Origin of the sequence: Gordonia amicalis NBRC 100051 = JCM 11271, from assembly GCF_000332995.1 — a bacterium.
GTDB lineage: Bacteria > Actinomycetota > Actinomycetes > Mycobacteriales > Mycobacteriaceae > Gordonia > Gordonia amicalis.
Map to the genome: position 1 here is coordinate 47,504 of NZ_BANS01000013.1, position 21,350 is coordinate 68,853.

General features: G+C 68.4%; 15 protein-coding genes. 7 read left to right on the forward strand and 8 right to left on the reverse strand.

The window, feature by feature from the left end:
• Window positions 1–15: 15 nt before the first annotated feature.
• From recC to recD, 3 genes are read left to right on the forward strand one after another with little or no spacing between them, the layout of a single operon-like run.
• Entirely contained in the window at window positions 16–3,444 is a 3,429-nt protein-coding gene (recC, locus tag GOAMI_RS05995; RefSeq protein ID WP_006435518.1) for an exodeoxyribonuclease V subunit gamma, read from the forward strand.
• Window positions 3,441–6,893, forward strand: a complete 3,453-nt coding sequence (locus tag GOAMI_RS06000; RefSeq protein ID WP_006435519.1) for a UvrD-helicase domain-containing protein — start codon at window positions 3,441–3,443, stop codon at window positions 6,891–6,893. Before recC ends, GOAMI_RS06000 begins: the two co-directional genes overlap by 4 nt.
• Window positions 6,890–8,761, forward strand: coding sequence for an exodeoxyribonuclease V subunit alpha (gene recD / locus GOAMI_RS06005; protein ID WP_006435520.1), 1,872 nt, complete (start codon window positions 6,890–6,892; stop codon window positions 8,759–8,761). The genes GOAMI_RS06000 and recD overlap by 4 nt, the downstream gene beginning before the upstream one ends.
• Before the next feature lie 80 nt (window positions 8,762–8,841).
• On the opposite strand, the gene GOAMI_RS06010 is transcribed toward recD, so the two are convergent.
• A complete protein-coding gene (locus GOAMI_RS06010; protein ID WP_006435521.1) occupies window positions 8,842–9,597 on the reverse strand; it encodes a PIG-L family deacetylase in 756 nt (251 codons plus the stop codon).
• 208 nt (window positions 9,598–9,805) lie between these two features.
• Here GOAMI_RS06010 and htpG point away from each other — a divergent pair, with 208 nt between their 5' ends.
• Together htpG and GOAMI_RS06020 are read left to right on the forward strand one after the other, a co-directional pair.
• A complete protein-coding gene (htpG, locus tag GOAMI_RS06015) occupies window positions 9,806–11,791 on the forward strand; it encodes a molecular chaperone HtpG (RefSeq protein WP_006435522.1) in 1,986 nt (661 codons plus the stop codon).
• Between the two features lie 34 nt (window positions 11,792–11,825).
• Window positions 11,826–12,809 carry a hypothetical protein gene (locus GOAMI_RS06020; protein WP_006435523.1) on the forward strand — a complete coding sequence of 328 codons (984 nt, stop codon included), beginning with the start codon at window positions 11,826–11,828 and terminating at the stop codon, window positions 12,807–12,809.
• A 43-nt stretch (window positions 12,810–12,852) separates the two neighbouring features.
• On the opposite strand, the gene GOAMI_RS06025 is transcribed toward GOAMI_RS06020, so the two are convergent.
• The gene (locus tag GOAMI_RS06025) at window positions 12,853–13,329 is read right to left on the reverse strand and encodes a nitroreductase family deazaflavin-dependent oxidoreductase (RefSeq protein WP_040004596.1); all 477 of its coding nucleotides are present in this window, start codon (window positions 13,327–13,329) and stop codon (window positions 12,853–12,855) included.
• A 98-nt stretch (window positions 13,330–13,427) separates the two neighbouring features.
• Here GOAMI_RS06025 and GOAMI_RS06030 point away from each other — a divergent pair, with 98 nt between their 5' ends.
• Complete coding sequence (locus GOAMI_RS06030; protein ID WP_006435525.1) at window positions 13,428–14,357, forward strand: BadF/BadG/BcrA/BcrD ATPase family protein; 930 nt, start codon at window positions 13,428–13,430, stop codon at window positions 14,355–14,357.
• A gap of 30 nt (window positions 14,358–14,387) precedes the next feature.
• Here the strand turns inward: GOAMI_RS06030 and GOAMI_RS06035 are convergent, their stop codons facing one another.
• Complete coding sequence (locus GOAMI_RS06035; RefSeq protein WP_006435526.1) at window positions 14,388–15,230, reverse strand: crotonase/enoyl-CoA hydratase family protein; 843 nt, start codon at window positions 15,228–15,230, stop codon at window positions 14,388–14,390.
• Window positions 15,231–15,301: 71 nt separating this feature from the next.
• Between GOAMI_RS06035 and GOAMI_RS06040 the strand changes: the two genes are divergently transcribed.
• Window positions 15,302–15,961: a PaaI family thioesterase gene (locus GOAMI_RS06040; RefSeq protein ID WP_006435527.1), complete on the forward strand. Its 660-nt coding sequence runs from the start codon at window positions 15,302–15,304 to the stop codon at window positions 15,959–15,961.
• A 31-nt stretch (window positions 15,962–15,992) separates the two neighbouring features.
• On the opposite strand, the gene GOAMI_RS06045 is transcribed toward GOAMI_RS06040, so the two are convergent.
• From GOAMI_RS06045 to GOAMI_RS06065, 5 genes are all read right to left on the reverse strand, one after another.
• On the reverse strand, window positions 15,993–16,547 hold the full coding sequence (locus GOAMI_RS06045; protein ID WP_006435528.1) for a dihydrofolate reductase family protein: 555 nt from the start codon (window positions 16,545–16,547) through the stop codon (window positions 15,993–15,995).
• Window positions 16,548–17,546, reverse strand: a complete 999-nt coding sequence (locus GOAMI_RS06050; RefSeq protein WP_376740321.1) for a helix-turn-helix domain-containing protein — start codon at window positions 17,544–17,546, stop codon at window positions 16,548–16,550. It lies immediately after the preceding gene.
• 75 nt (window positions 17,547–17,621) lie between these two features.
• On the reverse strand, window positions 17,622–19,376 hold the full coding sequence (locus GOAMI_RS06055; protein ID WP_006435530.1) for an alpha/beta hydrolase: 1,755 nt from the start codon (window positions 19,374–19,376) through the stop codon (window positions 17,622–17,624).
• 165 nt (window positions 19,377–19,541) lie between these two features.
• Window positions 19,542–20,354, reverse strand: a complete 813-nt coding sequence (locus GOAMI_RS06060) for an ABC transporter permease (RefSeq protein ID WP_006435531.1) — start codon at window positions 20,352–20,354, stop codon at window positions 19,542–19,544.
• On the reverse strand, window positions 20,351–21,265 hold the full coding sequence (locus tag GOAMI_RS06065; RefSeq protein WP_006435532.1) for an ABC transporter ATP-binding protein: 915 nt from the start codon (window positions 21,263–21,265) through the stop codon (window positions 20,351–20,353). Before GOAMI_RS06065 ends, GOAMI_RS06060 begins: the two co-directional genes overlap by 4 nt.
• Window positions 21,266–21,350 lie beyond the last annotated feature (85 nt).

Sequence of the window (21,350 nt, forward strand, 5' to 3'; positions counted from 1 at the left end):
CCCGGGCCTGACCGGATGCTGATCCTTCACCGCGCCGAGCGCACCGATACGTTGGCCGAGGCGTTGGCCGAGGTCCTCTCGACACCGCTCGACGATCCGATGCGTACCGAGATCGTGTCCGTCCCGGCGGCCGGTGTCGAACGCTGGCTCGCACAGCACCTCGCCCGCCGGCTCGGTTCCGGTGCGGGACTGTCGGACGGCATCGCCGCCAACATCGACTTCACCGGTCCCGGACGGCTGGCCGACGCCATCTCGGCCGCGGTGCTCACCGGTGACCGGTTCACGGCCGACACCCCGTTGTCGACGGTGAACCCCTGGCGCGCAACGGAATTGACCTGGCCGGTGCTCCGGGTTCTCGACGAACGGATCGACGACCCTGATCTGACGGTGATCGCCCGTCACATCGGTGCGGGTGACGCCGAGTCGCCCCGGGTCGGACGCCGCTATGCGACGGCACGCCACCTGGCCGAACTGTTCGAGCGGTACGGACGATCCCGACCGTCGATGATCGCCGGCTGGGCCGTCGGGGACGACCTCGACGGTGCGGGTGCTCCGTTGCGCGACGACCTCGCCTGGCAGGCGGGGTTCTGGCGCGCGGTGCGTGCCGAGATCGGGCAGCCGCATCCGGCGGAGGTCCTCGGCGAGGTGTGTGAGCGCCTGCGCTTCGATCCCGGCGTCGCCGACCTCCCCGGGCGCTTGTCCGTGTTCGGCCCGACGCGGATCACCGAGTCGTTCCGGAACATCATCGCCGCGGTGAGCGCGCACCACGATGTCCACCTCTTCGTCCCGCACGCGAGTCCCCGTCTGTGGGAGGAGCTCCGAGCCATCGGCGGAGGAGCGTCCCCGGTGACCTCGACGGTGGGTGTCCCGCCCCGGCGGCGTGAGCGTCCGGTACCCGAACTCCGGAATCCGTTGCTGGCCGGACTGTCCCGCGATCTCCAGGAACTGCAGTTGCGTCTGGGGGATGTCGTCGACAGGGACGTCCACCATCCGCCGGCCACCCCGCTGCCCGACGCGCTGCTCGGCGCCCTGCAGGCGGGTATCCGCGACGACGCAGGTGTGTCCCCGCCGGCCGAACGCGCCGACGACGGGTCGGTCGAGGTCCATGCGTGCCACGGTCCGGAACGGCAGATCGAGGTGCTCCGGGACCGACTGTTGCACCTCTTCGCCGACGACCCGACCCTCGAACCGCGTGACGTCCTGATCATGTGCCCCGACGTGGAGACCTTCGCGCCCCTCATCCGAGGTGCCTTCGGGCAGGCCGGATTGCCGCATCCCGCCTTCGATCTGCGCGTGCGCCTCGCCGACCGCGGCGTGCGTCAGGTGAACCCGGTCATCGACACCGTCGTCGGCGTCGTCGAACTCGCGGCCGGTCGGGTGACCGCGGGCGACGTCCTCGATCTGCTCGGGGCCGAACCCGTCCGGACACGTTTCGCGATGACCGACGACGACCTGGACCTGGTCCGGGAATGGCTGGGCCACAGCAACGTACGCTGGGGACTCGGAACCGCGGAACGTGCGCGGTTCGGTCTCGAACGTTTCCGGCAGGGCACCTTCGATGCGGGTCTCGACCGCATCGCGCTCGGTGTGGTCGCCGAGGAGACCGACGACGAGTGGCTCGGCACCGCCCTGCCACTCGCCGGTGTGGAGAGTACCGGTATCGACCTCGTCGGCCGGCTCGACGAATTCCTCGACCGGCTCGGCCGGGTCCTCGCGGAGCTGACCACGACCGCGCCCGCCCACCGTTGGGCAGCGACCCTCGTAGAGGCGGTCGGATCGCTCACCGCGACCGCTCCCGCCGACGATTGGCAACGGGCACAGGCCATCCGGATGCTCGAGGACGCCTTCGGCACCACCGAGGAGGTCCTGCGTCTCGCCGACGTGCGTGACCTGTTGTCGGCACTGATCGCCGGACGACCCACGCGAGCCAACTTCCGGACCGGTGAGCTCACCGTGTGCACCATGGTGCCGATGCGTTCGGTGCCCCACCGGGTCATCGTGCTGCTCGGCATCGACGCCGAGGTCTTCCCGCGCGTGCAGCGCATCGACGGGGACGACGTGCTCGGTGTCGAGCCGCTGGTGGGCGAACGCAATCCGCGCGACGAGGACCGGCAGTGCTTTCTCGACGCGATCGGTGCGGCGCAGGACAACCTGCTCGTCTTCTACAGCGGCGCCGACCCGGTGTCGGGCCGGCACATCCCGCCCGCCGTGGTGGTCAGCGAACTGATCGACACCGTCGACGGTCTCACCGGTCCGGACCGGCCGACGATCGTCCGGCGGCACTCACTGCACGGCTTCGACGCCCGCAACTTCGTGGACGGGGGTGTTCGCGGCATCGCCGGACCGTTCAGCCACGACGCGTCGCTTCTGGCCGGGGCGACGGCCCTGCGCGGGCCGGCCGATCCGGTCGTCCCGTCCGCCCGGGAGATCCTCCCCGCACCCGAGCCGACCCCTGACCTCGCCGACATCGACCTCGCCTCGCTCATCGACTTCCACGTCGATCCGATCACCGCCTTCGTCCGGCAACGCCTGGGCGCCCGGATACCCGACGACGAGACACCTCACGACGACCAGCTCGACGTCGAACTCGACCCACTCGACAAGTGGGGGATCGGCGACCGTTTCCTCACCCGGATGCTGGCCGGGGTTTCCATCGTGGACTGTGAAGCCGCCGAACTGCGTCGTGGGACGCTGCCGCCCTTCGCGTTCGGTACCCGGGAGCTGGCGCCCATCTCGCGAGCGGTCACGCGGCTGCACGGCGTCGTGGCGCCTCTGCGTCCGGGATCGCCGGAAACCCTCGACGTCCTCGTGACACTGCCCGACGGACGGCGCGTGCACGGCACCGTTGGCGAGGTGTTCACCGCCGACGACGGACAGGCCCGGCTGGTCCGCGCGACGTACTCGCGCCTCAAGGCGAAACAGCAACTGAGCGCCTGGATCACGCTGCTCGCGGTCGCGGCGGCCGCGACCCAGGGCAACGCCGGCGCGGCGGAGGTCGGGTCCGCGGTGTCCGTCGGTCGCGCCGCCCGTGGGGGTGGAACCACCACGCTCACCCTTCGACGCCCGGAGGATCCGGTGCCGCTCCTCGATCAGCTCGTCCGCTTACGGGACGAAGGTCTGCGCCGTCCGCTGCCGTTGCCGCTGGAACCCGCGTTCACGTTCGTCGACAACGACGGTCCCGGTCGCCGGAGCCACTGGGCCCTCAACAGTGCGCGCAAGGTGTTCGACGACACCTTCGGTCCCCGCCACGATCGCTACCTCAAACTGGCCTTCGGCGGCGACGTCCTGACCGACGTCGAGTTCGACGCCCTGCTCGAGGAGCGGGCACCGGCCGACCGCGCCCTCGGCGGGGTGGAATTGGCCGTGGCAGAGGACGAACCGCTGTTCAGCGGACTCGCCCGGGCGGTGTGGGTCCCCGTCGGACAGCACCGGGAGGGCTCATGAGACGTCCGGAGACCTTCGACATCACCGCCGAACTCCCGGAACACACCACCGTGCTCGAGGCGAGCGCCGGGACGGGCAAGACGTACGCGATCGTGGGACTCGCGGCACGGTATCTCGCCGACGGTGTGCCGATCGCGGAGATGCTGCTCGTCACGTTCAGCCGGGCGGCGACAGCCGAACTGCGCGAACGGATGCGGGCGCGTGTGCGGGAACTGCTCGACGCCCTGGCCGATCCCGCGGAGGTCCTGTCCGGGTCCGCTCAGGCAGGCGACGCGTTGTTGCGGCAGTTGGCGAGCGGCACACCCGGGGAGGTCCTCGCGCGCCGACGGAATCTCGCCCGCGCACTGAGCGACTTCGATGCGTCCACGATCGCCACCACCCACACGTTCTGCAACCGGATGCTGGAGGCGCTGGGATTCCTCGGCGAACGGGAACTCGTCTACTCCATCGTCGAAGAGGTCGACGAACTCACCGAGGAGGTCGCGCTCGATCTCTACCTGCGCGGTTTCTGGGCCAGCGACGCACCGGAATTCAGCTTCGCCGAAGCACGGGAGATCGCGCGCGATGCGGTACGTCAGGCGACGGTCGAACTCGCACCGGACAAGAGCGAGACGACCGGGGGTTCGGTCGCCGACGACGTCGCGGCACGCCGGGTCAGCTTCGCCAAGGCGGTCCGGCAACACGTCGAGACCCGCAAGCGGGACGCCCGCGTCCGAACCTACGACGACCTCCAGGCGATCCTGCACCGCATCGTCAACGATCCGGTGGTCGGCGACCGTGCCTGCCAACGGATCCGCGACACGTTCACCGTGGTGCTGGTCGACGAGTTCCAGGACACCGATCCGTTGCAGTGGGACATCCTGCGCCACTGCTTCCACGGGTACCGCCGGATGATCCTCGTCGGCGATCCGAAGCAGTCCATCTACGGTTTCCGCGGTGCCGAGGTGCTGAGCTATCTCGCGGCGGTGTCGTCCGCCGACACGCTCCGGGCGCTCGACGTGAACCGCCGGTCGGACGGCGCACTCGTCGGAGCACTGCAGCACCTGTACGGCGAAGCGACCCTGGGGCATCCGGACATCGTTGCGCGTCCCGTCCGGGCCGCATTCGCCGGCAGCCGGCTCGAGGGCCGCCCACCGCTGCGGCTCCGAGCGTTTCTCCGCGGCGACTTCACGTCTCTCAACTCGTTCAACCTCCCGGGTGTCAAGGAGGTGCGATCGCGCATCGCCGCCGATGTCGCCGGCGACATCGCGACCGTGCTGGCACGGGGAGACCGGATCGACGTCGACGGTGTGTCCCGGCCGGTCGATCCCGGGGACATCGCGATCCTCGTGCGGCTCAACAGCACGATCGAACCGCTGCAGGCCGAACTCGCCGAACGAGGCATCAACTCGGTGATCGGGTCGGGCATCAACGTCTTCTCGACCTCGGCCGCCCAGCACTGGCTGTGGGTTCTGCGCGCCGTCGAACAACCGTCACGCTCCGACCGGGTGCGGATGGCCGCATTGACCACGCTCTTCGGCTGGTCCACCGAACGGGTCGCGACCGCCACCGAGCCGGAGGTCGCCGAACTCGGTGCCGAACTGTCCATGCTCGCCAGGGTTTTCGCACAGGGCGGATTCGCCGCGATGGCCCAACGACTGTTCGACGCGCATGAGGTGGCGGCCCGGGTTCTCACCGTCGAGAACGGGGAACGAACCCTCACCGACCTCATCCAGGTGTCGGCGTTGTGCAACAAACACGTGGTCGAGACCGGCGAAGGGCTCAGCGCGCTCGTCGAGTGGCTGACGGAGCGGATCACCGACACCTCGTCACGCCGGCGCTACGAGGACCAGAGTCGTCGCCTCGACCGCGACACCCAGGCCGTCCAGATCATGACCGTGCACGCGAGCAAGGGACTGCAGTTCCCGATCGTGTACGTGCCCTACGGGTGGGACGGCACGTGGGTCAACGATCGCGGGAACATCACCTACCACGACGAATCGGGGAACCGCCGGCTCGATGTGGGAGGACAGCAGGCACCAGATCGTGCCGCCCGACGCCGACGTTATGCCGACGAGGTGGCGGGAGAGGACCTGCGGTTGCTCTACGTCGCGCTCACCCGCGCCCAGTCACAGGTCGTCGCCTGGTGGGCGCCGTCGCGGAACACCACGACCGGACCACTGCACCGGTTGATCTTCGGACGCGAGAACGCGGTGCGGTCGTCGACCGGAGAACCGGAATGGACGGTCGCCGGGGAGGTGCCCATTCCGGAGGCCGACGTCGACTGTGTGTGTGTTCTGCGCACCCTCACCGAACGTGATCCCGCGATCTCTGTCGAACCGGCCGGTCGGCTCGATGCGGATGTCGTGGCGCCACCCGCCGGCGACGGGGAGGGGGCTGATGCTCTGGGCATCGCGCACTTCGATCGTCGGATAGACCAGGACTGGCGTCGAACCTCGTATTCGGCACTCACCGCCGACGTCGCCCATGGCGCGCACGGTGCACCCGGAGGGCCGCCGACCTCCGTCGTGGAGACCGGCAGCGAACCCGACGACGAGCTCACCGACATCCTCGACGACGAGCCGATCGCCCGGCCGGGCGACGGAGTCGACGACGCCGGAACCGATTCGGACGCACGTCGTGCGGGGATGGCATCGCTGATGAACGGGCTACCGTTCGGCGCGGCCTTCGGCACCCTGGTCCACGAGGTCCTCGAGTACGTCGACACCTCTGCGCCCGACATCGAAGGGCATGTCCGGGAACTGTGTTCTCGGGCGCTCGGCGGGCTGGCCGGTGACATCGACCCTGACCGGCTCGTCGCCGCGCTGGTCGGCGTGCTCACCACACCTCTCGGTTTCGGTGATCTGTGGAGCATCGATCCGCGTGATCGCCTCGCCGAACTCGATTTCGAACTTCCGCTCGGCCCCGCGGACGAGCGGGCATCCGGCGGGGGCACGACGCTCGGGCGCCTCGCCGATCTGATGGAATTGCATCTGCCGGAATCGGATCCGCTGCGAGCGTACGCCACGCACCTGCGCGCGGTGCCCGGTCGGCGTCTTCGTGGTTTCCTCACCGGCAGTATCGACTCGGTGCTGCGGATCCCCGACGGCCGTTACGTGATCGTCGACTACAAGACCAACCGCATCCGCCCGGGCGACCTCGTGGTCGAGGACTTCGACGCCGAGGCGATGGCCGGTGAGATGATCGCCGCCCACTATCCGTTGCAGGCGATGTTGTACTCGGTTGCGCTGCACCGGTATCTGAGGTGGCGGTTGCCCGGTTACGACCCGGATCGTCACCTCGGTCCGGTGCAGTACCACTTCGTGCGCGGCATGGCCGGACCGGACACTCCGCCCGGATGCGGTGTCTTCGAATGGGTGCTGCCCACCGGGCTCGTCGCCGGGCTGTCCGAGGCGCTGGCCGGGGCGGAGCCGAACGCGTCCGCCGGAACCGGGGGGAGAGGTCGATGAGCACACCCGATGTCCAGCACGTCGATTCGGCGACCGGAACCCTGGCCGACTGGAACGCCGCGGGCCTCCTTGCCGCCGCGGATCTGCACATCACCGACCGGTTGATCCGGATGTGCGCTGAACCGGTGTCCGACGAGGCCCGGCTCGGCGCCGCTCTCGCCGTTCGGGCCGTGCGCCTGGGCTCCACCTGCCTAGCCCTGGACCGCATCGGCGAACTGGCAGCGGGGGACACCGCAGAGGTCGAGATGCCCTCGCCCCGTGCTGTTCTGGACGCGCTGGCCGCGAGCCCGCTCGTCACCGGCAGCGAGGCCGGACCGTTGCGCCCGCTGGTGGTCCGGGATTCCGTCGACGGGCCACTCGTCTACTTGCAGAAGTACTTCCGGCAGGAACAGACGATCCGGGAGATCCTCGACCGGCGGGCGCGGACATCACCCGCCGTCGATACGGAGGCGCTCGGCGAGGCCATCGCGACGGTCTACTCCTCGCCCGACGACGGCGCCCTGCAGAAGCTGGCCGCTGCGGTGGCGGCGACGCGCTGGACGACGGTCCTCGCCGGCGGTCCGGGAACGGGCAAGACGTACACCGTCGCCCGCATCCTCGCCGTCCTCGACCGCCTCCAAGGACCGGGTCTGCGCATCGGTCTGTGTGCACCCACCGGACGCGCGGCGGCACAGCTGCAGGCCTCGGTCGAGTCCGAGTCGACCCTGCCGGTCACGGCCCATGCGGTCACCCTGCATTCGCTGCTCGGCTGGCGCCCCGGCTCGAACCCCCGGTACGGGCGCGGACGCACGCTGCCCCACGACGTCATCGTCGTCGACGAGACGTCGATGCTGTCGATGACCGCGATGAGCCGGCTGCTCGACGCCGTTCGACCTGATGCCCGCGTCGTGTTCGTCGGCGACCCCCACCAGCTGGCCTCGGTGGAGGCGGGTGCGGTGCTCGCCGACCTCGTCGAACGGACCGACCTGCCGGACACCGGGGCCGAGGATGTGCCGCTGACGACACCGACACAGGCGTTCGATGCGGTGGGCCTCGATCCCGCCGCCGAGGACCTCGACCCCGACGACGTGGCGCGGCTGGCCGACGGCGTCATCACCTTGCGCACGCAGTTCCGGTTCGGCGGCGGCATCTCGCAGGTCGCGGCCGCCGTCAACGCCGGCAAGCCCGACGCGGTCCTCGAACTCGTCACCTCGCCGGACATCGACGATGTCGAACTGGTGGCGCCCGACGAACTCGACGACGTGGCCGGCGACATCCTGGCCTGGGGTCGGAATCTGCGCGCGGCCGCCCAGAGGGGCGATGCGACCGGTGCCCTGGACGCCCTCGACAGTCATCGGGTCCTGTGCGCGCACCGCGAGGGTTCGTGGGGTGTGCGCGGATGGACCACGCGCATCACCGACTGGCTGGGGACCACCGAGGCCGAGCACATGGGTTGGTATGTGGGACAACCCATCCTGGTGACGGCGAACGATCGCCAGACCGCCACCTTCAACGGCGACACAGGTGTGGTGATCGTCGATCCGGACTCGGATGCGCAGACGTCGAATCGATCCGGTTCGCCGGAAACGATCCGGGTGGCGTTCCGCCGGGGCGGCGAAATCCGGCTGCTCCACCCGACCCAACTCGCCGACGTCGTGTCGGTCCATGCGATGACCATCCACCGCAGCCAGGGCAGCCAGTTCGATCGAGTGACCGTCGTGCTCCCGCCGGCCGGCTCGGAGCTGCTGACCCGCGAGCTCCTGTACACCGCGATCACCCGCGCCCGAAGTCGCGTGCGGATCGTCGGAACCGCCGACGTGCTCGCCGCAGCCGTCAACCGTCGCGTACAACGCGCCAGCGGGTTGCGCTCCGCGGTCACCGCGATCTAGCCACGACCCTGCTGCTGAGGTGCGAGCGAAGCGACCATCGAACTGCTCCCTGAGGTGCGAGCGAAGCGAGCCTCGAAGGGTCAGATCAGGTCACATCCACCCGGGACGAGATCCCGGCGCTGATAGCACTCGACGCCGAGCAACCTGTCCTGGAGCTCCTCGGGGAGCGACATGAATCCCGCGATCGCGCGACTGCGGGCGATCTCCGACCGGTGTGCGACGACACCCGCCTTCTTGCGTGCCGCCAGATCGGACACGTCGACGACCACGTCGATCTCGGAATCCGGTGTACCGGGTAGTTGTTCGCGAGGGATCTCGGGGAACAGGCTCGGTGCGAGCAGGTCCATCATCCATTCGGGGATCGTGGCGAAGTACAGGGACCGGACCCGCCAGGCCGGCCCGGCCCGGTGATAGAGAGTCGTCGAGGCGGCGGCGTCCGCGGCGGCACAGGCCAGACGGTGGGCGTGGATGTGGTCGGGATGTCCGTAGATGCCGAGAGCGTCGTAGGTGACGACGATGTCCGGCTGGAGTTCACGGATGTGCTCGGTGAGTGCCCGGACCTGGTCGTCGAACGACGCGGCACACAGCCGCGGGGCGTCGGGAGCCGACTCGGGCCGGCGGTCGTCGGCGTAGCCGAGCATGATCGGCGGGCGCGGCATGCCGAGGATGTCGACGGCGTCGGTCAGCTCCCGGTGCCGGATCGTGCCCTCCGCCCACGTGCACATCACGAGGTCCGCCTCGCCGCCGGAGTCGACGTGACGGGCGGTGAGTCCGCCGGTCCACAGTGACTCGTCGTCGGGGTGTGCGTGCACCAGCAGCAGTCGAGGCGTACCCATCCACCTGGCTTCCTGATCGTTCCCCGCGTGTGATGCCTCTCGGGCACCATCCGCAACGGGGGTAGTCGGTCCCCGACCCAGGGTAGCCATACCGGCGCTCGGTAAAGTCGGTGTCCGTCACGACGTGTCGCGTCGGGCCTGCGCCCGGCGCCGGACGCGTGCCACCGAAACCACACGAACACGCGAGAACAGAACATGGAGGTCTGCGATGAGCGCTGCGCCCGAAGTTCACGAGTTCCAGGCGGAGACCCGGCAGCTGCTGGATCTCATGGTCCACTCGATCTACTCCAACAAGGACAGCTTCCTGCGTGAGCTGATCTCGAACGCATCCGATGCGCTCGACAAGCTGCGCCTGGAGTCGTTGCTGGACAAGGACCTCGACGTCGACACGTCCGACCTGCACATCACGCTCACCCCGGACTCGGACGCGCGCACCCTCGTGGTCGCCGACAACGGCATCGGCATGACGCGCGACGAGGTCGTCGGACTCATCGGCACCCTGGCCCGATCGGGCACCGCCGAAATACGCCGATCGCTCGCCGAGGCCCGCGAGAAGGGCGTCTCCGACGCCGCCGCCGAGGAACTCATCGGACAGTTCGGCATCGGCTTCTACTCGACGTTCATGGTCGCCGACAAGGTCAGCCTGGTGACGCGCAAGGCCGGCGAGACCACCGGTACCCGCTGGGAGTCGACCGGCGACGGCACCTACACGATCGACGACGTGCCGGACGCACCTCAGGGCACCTCGGTCACGCTGGCACTGAAGCCCGTCGACACCGAGGACCACCTGTACGACTACGCCGACAAGTCCAAGCTGCGTCAGCTGGTCAAGCGCTACTCCGACTTCATTGCGTGGCCGATCCGCATGGACGTCGAGAAGACGGTCCCGGTCGAGACACCCGGCTCCGACACCGAGTCCGACGAGGACAAGACCCCTGAGACCAAGACGATCGTCGAGGAAGAGACCATCAACTCGATGAAGGCTCTCTGGGCCAAGTCGCGTTCGGAGGTCTCCGACGAGGAGTACCAGGAGTTCTACCGGCACGTGTCCCACGCCTGGGATGCGCCGCTGGAGACCATCACCCTGCAGGCCGAGGGAACCTTCGAGTACCAGGCGCTGCTGTTCATCCCGACGCAGCCGCCGTTCGACCTGTTCATGCGCGACAGCAAGGTCGGCATCCACCTCTATGTGAAGCGCGTGTTCATCATGGACGACTGCGCCGAGTTGATGCCGGAATATCTGCGTTTCGTGAAGGGGGTCGTCGACGCCGCCGACCTCTCCCTCAACGTCTCGCGCGAGATCCTGCAGCAGGACCGGCAGATCCGCGCGATCCGTCGTCGCCTCACCAAGAAGGTGATCTCGACGGTCACCGAGATGCGCGACAGTCGGCCCGACGACTACCGCACCTTCTGGGACGGCTTCGGCCGCGTGTTCAAGGAAGGCCTCGTCAACGATCCGGACAACCGCGACGCACTGCTCAAGGCGTCGTCGTTCGCGAGCACCCACTCGGAGGAGGAACTGACGACGCTGGCCGACTACATCGGCCGGATGAAGAGCGGCCAGGACACGATCTACTACATGACCGGCGAGTCCCGGCAGCAGATCGTCAACTCCCCACACATGGAGGCGTTCCGCGCCAAGGGGATCGAGGTGCTCGTCCTCTCCGATCCGGTCGACGAGATGTGGGTGTCGGCCGGTGCCGAGTTCGACGGCAAGTCGTTCCAGTCGATCGCCAAGGGCGCGGTCGATCTCGGCGCCGACGACGAGGAGACCGACGACACGTCGAAGGAGGAGCAGAACAAGGCCTACGCCGACCTGCTGTCGTGGCTGACCACCACTCTGTCCGACGACGTCAGCGAGACCCGGTTGTCGTCGCGGCTGACCGAATCGCCGGCCTGCCTGGTGGGGGACACGTTCTCGATGTCGCCGCAGCTGGAGAAGCTGTACCGGGCATCGGGACAGCAGTTCCCGAAGTCGAAGCGTGCGCTCGAGCTCAACCCCGATCATCCGCTGGTGGAAGCGCTCAACAAGGCCTACGCCGCCGGGGACCACGACAAGCTGGTCCCGACCGCGAAGCTCGTCTACGGCATGGCCGTGATCGCCGAGGGCGGCGAACTCGAGGATCCGGCGGAGTTCGCGAAGCTGCTCGCGGGCAGCCTGACCGAGTCGTTCGGGGCCGGATCGGATTCCTGATCGGGTTCGCGACGCACCGGGCCGGTAGCCCGGAATGAATCGCCGAGGGTGGACGATCACCGTCGGCGTCGGGGCGCTGGTCCTCGCCGTGGTGCTGGTGTCCGCTCTCCTCGTGGGACTCTCCCGCGAGGACGAGCGGGCCCGCACCCCGGAGGACGCCGTCCGCACTTATCTGACTGCGCTCGCCGACGCCGACGCGTCGGCGGCCCTCGCCGTCATCGACCCACGCCCGGACACCCGGTTCCTCACCGACGGGGTCCTGCGGCAGCAGCGCACCGAAGCGCCGATCACCGACATCGAGGTCGACGATCCGGGGGAGTCCGGCCAGAGTGTCCAGGCGCGGTATCGCCTCGGGTCACGTGACATCGACATCCCGGTGAAGGTGACGCGGGCCGGGGACGGCTGGACGGTCGTCGACGGTGCGGTGGAGGTGCGCATCGAGTCGCTGCTCATGCCGAGCCCGAGGCTGTTCGGGGCTCAGGTGAAGGCCGGCGACACCGTCTTCCTCTTCCCCGGGCCTCAGCGTTGGGGTTCACGGGACATCGACTTCGTCGGACACACCGTCGAGGCCGCGCCGTTCGGTCCGCATGAACCGATGTCGGTCCGGGTGGTGGCCGAGCTCAATCCCACCGGCGTCTCGGCGGTGAGCGATGCGGTCTCGGCACAGCTCACCCGGTGCGCCGCGTCGACCCGGTCCGATGCCGGTGCCGACGTGCCCGGATGCACGCAGCGACTCTTCAGGTCTGCGGTGGACGGCAGCGTGCGGTGGACGGCTCCGCGCGACCTGTCGGGGCTGCGGTACCTGCTCCGGCGGCCGGATCCGGAGGCCGACTCGGCACCGGACGAGAAAGATCTGGGCACAGTCGACGTCGCCGGTGCCGTCGAGTGGCGGGTGGCCTACACCCCGGCATTCGACCGAGCCGGACCCCGCGTCGAGACGACCGACACCCAATATCTGGTGGGGAGCGTCGACCTCACCGCCGACACACCGACGTTCACCGCCGAACCGGCCACCTGACCTCGATACGGCCGGCGGGAAAGGCCGTCGGCCGCCGGCTTGCCTATCCGGCCGGCGCAGGCCGCAACCGGAAGACCGGGATCCGACGTTCGGTGCGCTTCTCGTACAGGTCGAAGTTCGGCCACACCGTACGCAGCTTCTGCCACGCCGCGTCGCGGTCGGCCCCGTCCAGTTCGGTCGGAACGGCGACGGAAACCCTTCCGCCGACGACGATCTCGATCGTCTCGGCGGCACGGAGGTTGTACACCCATGCGGGCATCTTCGGCCCACCGAAGTATGAGCCGGCGATCAGCCAGTCCTCGCCGTCGGGCACGGCCAGAAGTTGTGTGGTCCGGAGCTCGCCGGTCTTGCGACCAGCCACGCGGATGGTGATGTTCGGGAGATCGGCGATGTCGAGGAGGGTCATCCGATTGCCGGTGACGGTCTGAATGGCGTTGTCGCCCAACACGATCTGCGGGAGAAAACGAGGCATCCAGGGGATCGATCCGATCTTGATCGCAAGCCTGCGCCGCACCTTCATCCGCCTAGTGTGACATGACACCGTCCCCGGGTCGGCACGTTGCCCGGGCACCATGATGAACCGCCACGTCCGTGTCGTCCTCCGATAGCGTGCACATCATGGGCGGTCACACGGCGGGACGCATTCTGGTCGACGGCGGACAGACGGGAATGCGTCTGCGGATCGAGACGCCCGGCGGAAGCGACGACCGCGAACTCGGGCCGATTCGTACGGACCGGCCGGTCGTCGAACAGATCGGGGAGGCCGTCGGTGACGCCGGCATACCGCAGGGCACGTGGTCACTGGCCGCTGGGGTCTCCGGACTCACGCCGCAAGCGGCGAGGTCGTCGGCATTGCTCGCCGCGGTCGCCGATCTCGGGGTTACGGCGGTGGCGCTGGCACACGATTCGGTCACCGCTTACCTGGCCGCGAATCGGGACGGGTTCGGGGTGGTCACCGCGGTCGGAACCGGTGTCGTGACGCTCGGCGTCGGACCCGCCGGAGTGCACCGTGTGGACGGTTGGGGGTACCTGTTCGGCGACGCCGGTAGCGCTTACTGGATCGGCCGCGCCGGGATCAGTGCTGCGTTGCGTGCCTTCGACGGACGGGGGAGCGAGACGATACTGCAGCAGCGTGCCGCAGAGGTCTTCGGGCCGCTCGACGAGCTGTACATGGTGATCCAAGGAGATCCGGACCGCGTGGCGCGGGTGGCCGGATTCGCCCGGGCCGTCGATGCGGCGGCACAGGCCGGTGACGATGTCGCGCAGCGGGTCATCGACGGCGCCGCGGACGAACTCGCCGAGTCGGCGGTCACCGCGCTGGAACGCAGTGGCCACCGACCCGGCGACGACGCTCGGATCAGCTGGATGGGAACGGTGATGTCGGCCAGCGCCCGCCTCCGCCGGCGTTTCGTCGACGTGGTCGGGGAGCGCGTGCCGGGCGTCGACATCGGGGCGCCGCACGGGCAACCGCTCGACGGAGTGCGGTTGCTCACGGATCTCGGCGACGCGCACCCATTGGCCGCCGAGGTTCACCGCAGCAACCTGTGACCCCCTCGATCGTCAGCCGGGCCCGTGGGCTCAGCGACCCTTGAACTCCGGCTTGCGCTTCTCGAAGACGGCGGTGATGGCCTCGGACAGGTCCTCGCTGGGCAGGAATGCCGAGTTCCAGGCCGCGACGTAGCGCAGGCTGTCGTGGACGGCGGCGCTTCGCGATTGGTCGAGGACATCCTTGATGCCGTGGACCACCAGAGGCGGGTTGTCGGCGATCTCCCGGGCGGTCTCGCGGGCGAGCGTGAGAGCGGCTTCCTGGTCGTCGGCGACGTCGTTGACCAGGCCGATCTTCTCGGCGCGGGCGGCGTCGAAGTCCTTGCCGGTCAGCGCCAGTTCACGCATGTGACCGTCGCCGATGATGAACGGCAGGCGCGCGAGCGTGCCGACGTCGGCGACCATGCCGACCTTCACCTCACGAATGCTGAACGTGGCGTCGGCGCTCGCGTAGCGGATGTCGGCCGCACAGATCAGGTCGACGCCGCCGCCGATGCACCAGCCCGAGATCGCGGCGACGACCGGCTTGCGGCAGTCCGCGACGGCGGTGATGCCGGCCTGCAGCTTGCGCAGCGACTCCAGGAACTCGGTGCGGGCCGCCGCCTTGGCCTTGTCGGCCAGGACGTTGGCCAGGGTGCCGCCCATCGCGACGAGGTCGAGTCCGTAGGAGAAGTGCTTGCCGGCGCCGGTCAGCACCACCGCACGCACGGCGGGATCGGCGTCGATGTAGCCGAACAGCTCCGGGAGCTCGCGCCAGAAGTCGGGACCCATCGCATTGCCCTTGCCGGGGCCGGTGAGCGCGACCTCGGCGATGTGGTCGGCGACGGTGACGTCGAACGCGGTCCAGTCGCGGTCATTCCAGGCTTGGTCTGCCATGCGACGGAGCTTACTCGGCAGTCAGGACCTCCCGTGGGCGGACCACCGGTGGTGCCCTGTTAGATGAACCCATGAGCGAATACATCCAGGAGGACCTCGATCCCGAGGAGCTCGCACATCGTTCTGAGCTCGCGTCGTCGATCGCCGGAAGCGTGCGCGAACTGATCGACGCAACCGTCCGCACCGAGGTCGGCGACACCGAGATCGCCGAGGCGCGCCGGCTCATCGAGGCCGCCACCGAGATCCTCCGCAGGGACCAGTTGCCCGGCGCCTACGGAATCCGATTCAACTCCGACGGGACCAAGCGGTCGTGGGGCAATGCCGTGCTGGGGCGCCGCAATCCGATCGCCCCGCCCGTCGAGTTGCAGCACGAAGCCGAGTTCAGCTGGTTCGAGGTCGATCTCGGGGCCGCCTACGAAGGCCCGGCCGGTCTCGTCCACGGTGGTGTCCTCGCACTCATCCTCGACCAGCTCCTCGGCTCGACCGCCGAGTTCCAGGGGGTTCCGGGAATGACCGGCACTCTCAACGTCCGGTATCGCGGCGCGACGCCGCTCGGCCGAATCCGCGGCGAGGCGCGGGTGGATCGTGTCGAGGGCGTGAAAACCTTTGTCACCGGCACGATCACGTCGAAGGGCAAGGTCTGCGCCGAGGCCGAGGGGATCTTCATCCTGCCGAAGTGGGCGCGCGGCGAGGTGTCCGATGTGCTGCGCAAGTCCGTCGGAGAGGGCTGAGCGTCTCTCACGACGCTCCGACCGGGCGGAGTCAGACCTCGGCGAGCGGCTTGCGTGCACCGACGAGTGAGTAACGCGCGCAGAGGAAGGCGCCGTTGCGGCCGAACTCCTGTAGTGCGAGGTCGTAGCGGCGGGGGAAGAGCGGCCGTCCGGACCCGAGGGTGACCGGCGCGATCGAGACGATCATGTCGTCGAGCATCCCGGCCTCGGCGAACTGAGCGGCGAGATCGCCTCCACCCACCACCCAGACGTCCTTACCCGCAGCTGCTCCGGTCAGCAGGTCGCGATGGCCGGCGGGGTCGCCGTCCAGGACGGTGATCGAGTCGGCGACCGGAGTGATCGTCCGGTGGGTGAACACGAAGGACGGGATCTCATAGGGCCAGGGCTTGCCGTCGGCCATCTCGTTGTCGAGAAGCCACTGGTAGGTGGTGTATCCCATCACGGCGGTGCCGATGCCGGCGAAGAAGTCGTCGTAGTTCATCGCGCCGCCGTCTTCGAGCGGTTGGGTCAGCAGCCAGTCGAGGCTGTCGTGATCGTCGGCGAGATAGCCGTCGAGAGTGGTCGCGGTGTAGTAGCGGAATGCCATTCAAAAACCTCCGGAGTGCTTGCGGTGCCACATGATCGGGTCTGGGTCGAGCGTCCTGACGTCGACGCCTACGTCGCGCAGCATCCACCGCGCGAGTTGACGACGATGTGCGGAGAAGGTCAGGACGTGCGCGACGATCTGCGAGAGCAGGAACGATTCGGGTGGATCGCACAGTGCGTCGATGACGCGGTCCTGCCAGGCGTTACGGCGGTCGATGTCGCGGACCAGCGCGAGCCACCTCGGTGTCAGTTCGCGCTGGAGTTCGACGAGGGCGGAGAGGTCCGACGGCGGACCGGGCGGCATGTCGGCACCCTCGATGGTCGCCAGCCACGGCTGCTTGTCCGCGACGAGATGTGACATCACCTGTGCGAGTGACTCTTCCGGGCCGTTCCAGTGCAGCGGTTCATGGCCGGGAAGTCGTCGCCGCGTCCATTCCCGTTCGTCGACCCCCTTGGCGGCGTCCAGCAGGGTGTCGATGTCGTCGAGATCGTGCCTGACCATGATCATCAGGACATCGCCGGCGCTCTCGGTGGTGGGTGTACCGCTGTCGACGTAGAGCACTGTGGGCGAATGGAAGTGGATGCCGTTGGGTGCGGGCAGCCAATGGCTGTGCTCGCTCGGTGCGGTACGCCCCGTCGAGGCCGCGCGACCCGGGCTGTGGCCGAAGGCCCGCGTGAACGCTCGTGCGAAACCGTCGACGGACTCATACCCGGAGTCGAAGGCCACCTCGGTGACGGTCTTGCCGTGTTGCAGCAGCCAGGCCGCGCGCTCGAGGAGTACTCGTCGACGAAGCGCGACCGGTGACTCGCCCGCACCCCGGCTCACCTGGCGGGAGAAGTGGAACGGTGACGAGAACGCGCCGGTGGCCATCTCGTCCAGATTCGAATGCTCGTCGGCCAGCACGGCGTCGAGCAGTTCGCGCAACCGGTCACGGTCGCCGCCGGTCCGGTCGTCGGCTGTCGAGTCAGCGGCTGTCGGGTCAGTGGGGCACGGGGTCACCCTTCGAGTATGGGATGGCGACGCCTGTTTCGACCCGACCGATCTTGCTCGCTTCCCGACGGCTCCCGCGCCGAATCAGTCGCGGGTCAGCAGCGGGATGAGTTTCTCGGTCTTCTCCGGGGTCCAACCGGGCGGCTGCAGGATCTCGGCCCAGGCCGCGGGGATGGCGGCGAGGTAGAAGTGTCCGTGACCGTCGGGCACTCCGGTCGATACTGCCATGTCCGCGCTGACCTGCAGGAATGTCACAAACGGAATCCACCGCATCGCCGGTAGGACATCTCGTCCCTTCTTCTCCTCCAGCCAGTCCGGCTCGCGCAAGATGAGTCGTGGCGACCACCACGAGATCGGATCGGAGGCGTGCTGCAGGTAGACCGCACGGCCCGGAACCCATTCTGCGGTCGGCGCATACAGGTCGGGGGCGTCGGCGATGAAGCGAACCTGTCGGCCGTCCTCGTAGATCGGCTGCGATTCGGGCGTGCCCGCGTCGCGGTTGCCGGTCGTGTCGACCCACAGCTTGTTGTTGAAGGTCGGGCCGACGAACAGCGCGCCGTCGGTCCGGGCGTTGAGGGACGGAATCGTGCCGAAGGCCGACTCGGCGGCGAACGATCCGAGACTCTCGCCGAAGACCACGAGCTTGGGTCGCTGGGCTTCCGGGATCGCGCGCACCCGTTCGGAGACGGCCTCGAACAACGCCTGCCCGGCCTGGCGCGCCCGCTCCTTGTCGACCAGGAACGACAGCCAGCTGGGCAGATACGAGTACTGCATGCTCACCGTCGCCGTGTCGCCGTTGTACATGTATTCGATGGAGTCCACCGTCGCCTGGTTGATCCAGCCGGTGCCGGTGGTCGAGGCGACCGCGACGACCTTCCGTTGCAGTCCGCCGGTACGGACGAGTTCGTCGGCCGCCAGTTGTGCGTTGGCGCGCAGGTCGTCGCCCGACCCCAGTCCCACATAGGCGCGGATGGGTTCCAACGCGGGGGCGCCGTTGAATGCCGACAGTTCCTCGACGGTCGGGCCGACCGAGACGAAGATCCGTCCCTGGCGTCCCAGTGAATCCCACGTCACCAGCGACCCTGGACCGCCGGAACGAAGCGGTGACGTCGGGGGCGTGGAATCGGCGGTGGTCTCGTCGTTGACCGCGGCGAACGACGAGTTCAGCGCTTTCATGCCGTAGTTCGCGACCACGCCGTTGAGGACGAAGACGGTGATAAGAACCGCGACGACCAGCGCCGCGATTGCGGAGATCCGCGGCGGCGCAATGCGGTTGAGCTTCCGGACCAGCCAGACGACGCCGTCGCCCCACGCCTGACCGATCAGGGTGAGCAGAAGGAACACCACCACGCAGATGATCACGATCTGCGGATAGGCGGTCCAGGACAGGAAGTCGACGCCCATCATGCTGCGGATCTGATCCTGCCAGCGCTGGAACATCACCAGCATGACCACGGTTCCGGCGACCGCGGCGAGGCCGAGCGCCACCCAGACCCGGTACATCGGCGCCGGCCAGGGTTTGTCGCGCGAGATCATGAAGCGGATCAGCCACGAGAAGAAGACTCCGAGCGAGTATCCGACTGCCGCGGACGCGCCGCTGACCACGCCCTGGAACAGTGCGCCACGGGGCAGCAGCGACGGTGTCATCGACAGCCAGAGGAAGACGAGCGCGACACTCAGGCCCACACAGGAGAAGCGGTCCAGGCGGCGTCGCCACCATGCCGGACGCGCGTCATCGGCACCGCTCCCGGCGGGAGTTCGGGGCTCCTCGGCGGTTCCGGGCGAGGTATCGGCAGGAGGCTCGACGACGGGGTCGCTGGCATGGGTCGACGACGACACGTGGGTTCCTCTTTTCTCGAGAACCCGAAGAACGCTAGCAGCGAACCCTTCTCGGCGACATGGGCTGTGTCCACTTCGGCCCAATACTGTGCCTGTACGGCGACCACCGGTGACGTTGACCGTCGCCGGCGGCGGTCGGTGGAGGCCCGAATCGATCGAGTTGTGCTATTTCACCTCCGAGCGCATCACCCGGATCACTCCGATTCCGAGGGGGACGGCAATCCAGATCAAGCCGGACACCAGGAACCGCGCCCATTCGCCGCCGGTGGCCCATTCCCCGGACTGGAAGGGCATGTGGGTCAGGGTGGTATCGACCCACTGGCCGACGTTGTCCTTGAACCAGGGGACCAGTTCGCTGACCACCGACAGTGCGGTGGGGAGGGCGAAATACGCGACGATGGCTCCGGGGGTGTTCAGGATGAGTGCGGCGAAACCGAATCCGAGAAGTAGCCCGAAGGCCTGGATCGCAAAGGAGTTGACGAAACCGGCAAGAGTGAGCCCCCAGGAACCGGCGGGGTCGGCGAAGGCGATGGCGGCGATGCCGTTTCCGACGATGCCGAGCACCAGGGCCACGGCGACGGCGGCCACCGCGGTGATCATCGACGCGATGAGTTTCGCACCGATGACCCGTTCTCGACGCGGTTCGAGCGTGAACGTGGTCAGTGCGGTCCGCTGGCTCCACTCGCCGGTCACCAGCAGGATCGCCAGGATCGGCAGGATGATCGCAGTCGGAATGTTCATCAGCCCGAAGAACTCTCCGAGGTTGAGGTTCTCGGGAGTGCTGCGGTTGGCGATGAGCATCGCGACCATGATGATCGCGGCGATCACGCCGATCGACGCGGTGAGCCAGAAGCCGGCCCGGGTGTCGACGAGTTTGCGGAGCTCGACCCGCACGAGGCGGGAGAACGGGATACCCGGACGGTTGACGTCGATACCCGCCGTGGGTGCGAGCGGTGTGCTGAAGTCGGCGATGGTCATCGGAGGGCTCCTTCGAGGTCGGGCTGCTCACGCTGGGTGTCGGAGGTCAGCTGCAGGAACATGGCTTCGAGCTGTGCGCCGTCGGCGGGGCGCAACTCGGTGAGGACGACGCCCACCGCTGCCGCGGCACGGCCGACCTCGACCGGATCCGCCTCGACGTCGAGTCCTCCGGACGTGCTGGGACGGGCCACGATCTGTGCTGCGGTCAGTGCCTGCAGCAGAGCTTCGTCGTCGAGGGACCGGACCCGCGAGCCCGCGCCGGCGAGTAGTTCGGCTTTGGTGCCCTGAGCGACGATCCGTCCGCCGCCGATCACGACGATGTCGTCGGCGATGATCTCGATCTCGTGGAGCAGGTGTGACGACAGCAGAACTGTGCCACCACGGTCGGCATAGTCGCGCAACAGGGTTCGCATCCAGTGGATTCCGGCGGGGTCGAGTCCGTTGGCCGGCTCGTCGAGGATGAGGATCTTCGGGTCCCCGAGCAACGCGGCGGCGATCCCCAGCCGCTGTCGCATCCCGAGGGAGTAGTTGCGGACCCGCCGGCCGGCCTCCTCCGGCGTGAGGCTGACCATCTCGAGCATCTCGTCGACGCGGTCGGTGCTGATGCCCATCGTCATCGCGGCGAGACGGAGGATCTCGGCGCCGGTTCGGCCGGCGTGCTGTGCCGAGGCGTCGAACAGCACGCCGACCTGTGTCGCGGGGTTCGGGATCGAGTGGTAGTCGACGCCGTACAGGCGGGCGACACCCGAGGTCGCCGGGGTGAGGCCGGCGATGATACGCATGGTCGTCGACTTGCCCGCGCCGTTGGGTCCGAGGAAGCCCGTGACCTGCCCGGGGCGGCAGGTGAACGACACGTCGTCGACCGCGACGTGGTCGCCGTATCTCTTGGTGAGGTTCTGAACTGTGATCATGCCGTTCATCGTCGCCGGGGCGGATGCCCCGCCACATCGGCCGACGGACCATCGGCATATCAGCCGAAAGTCGTAGACGCGGACG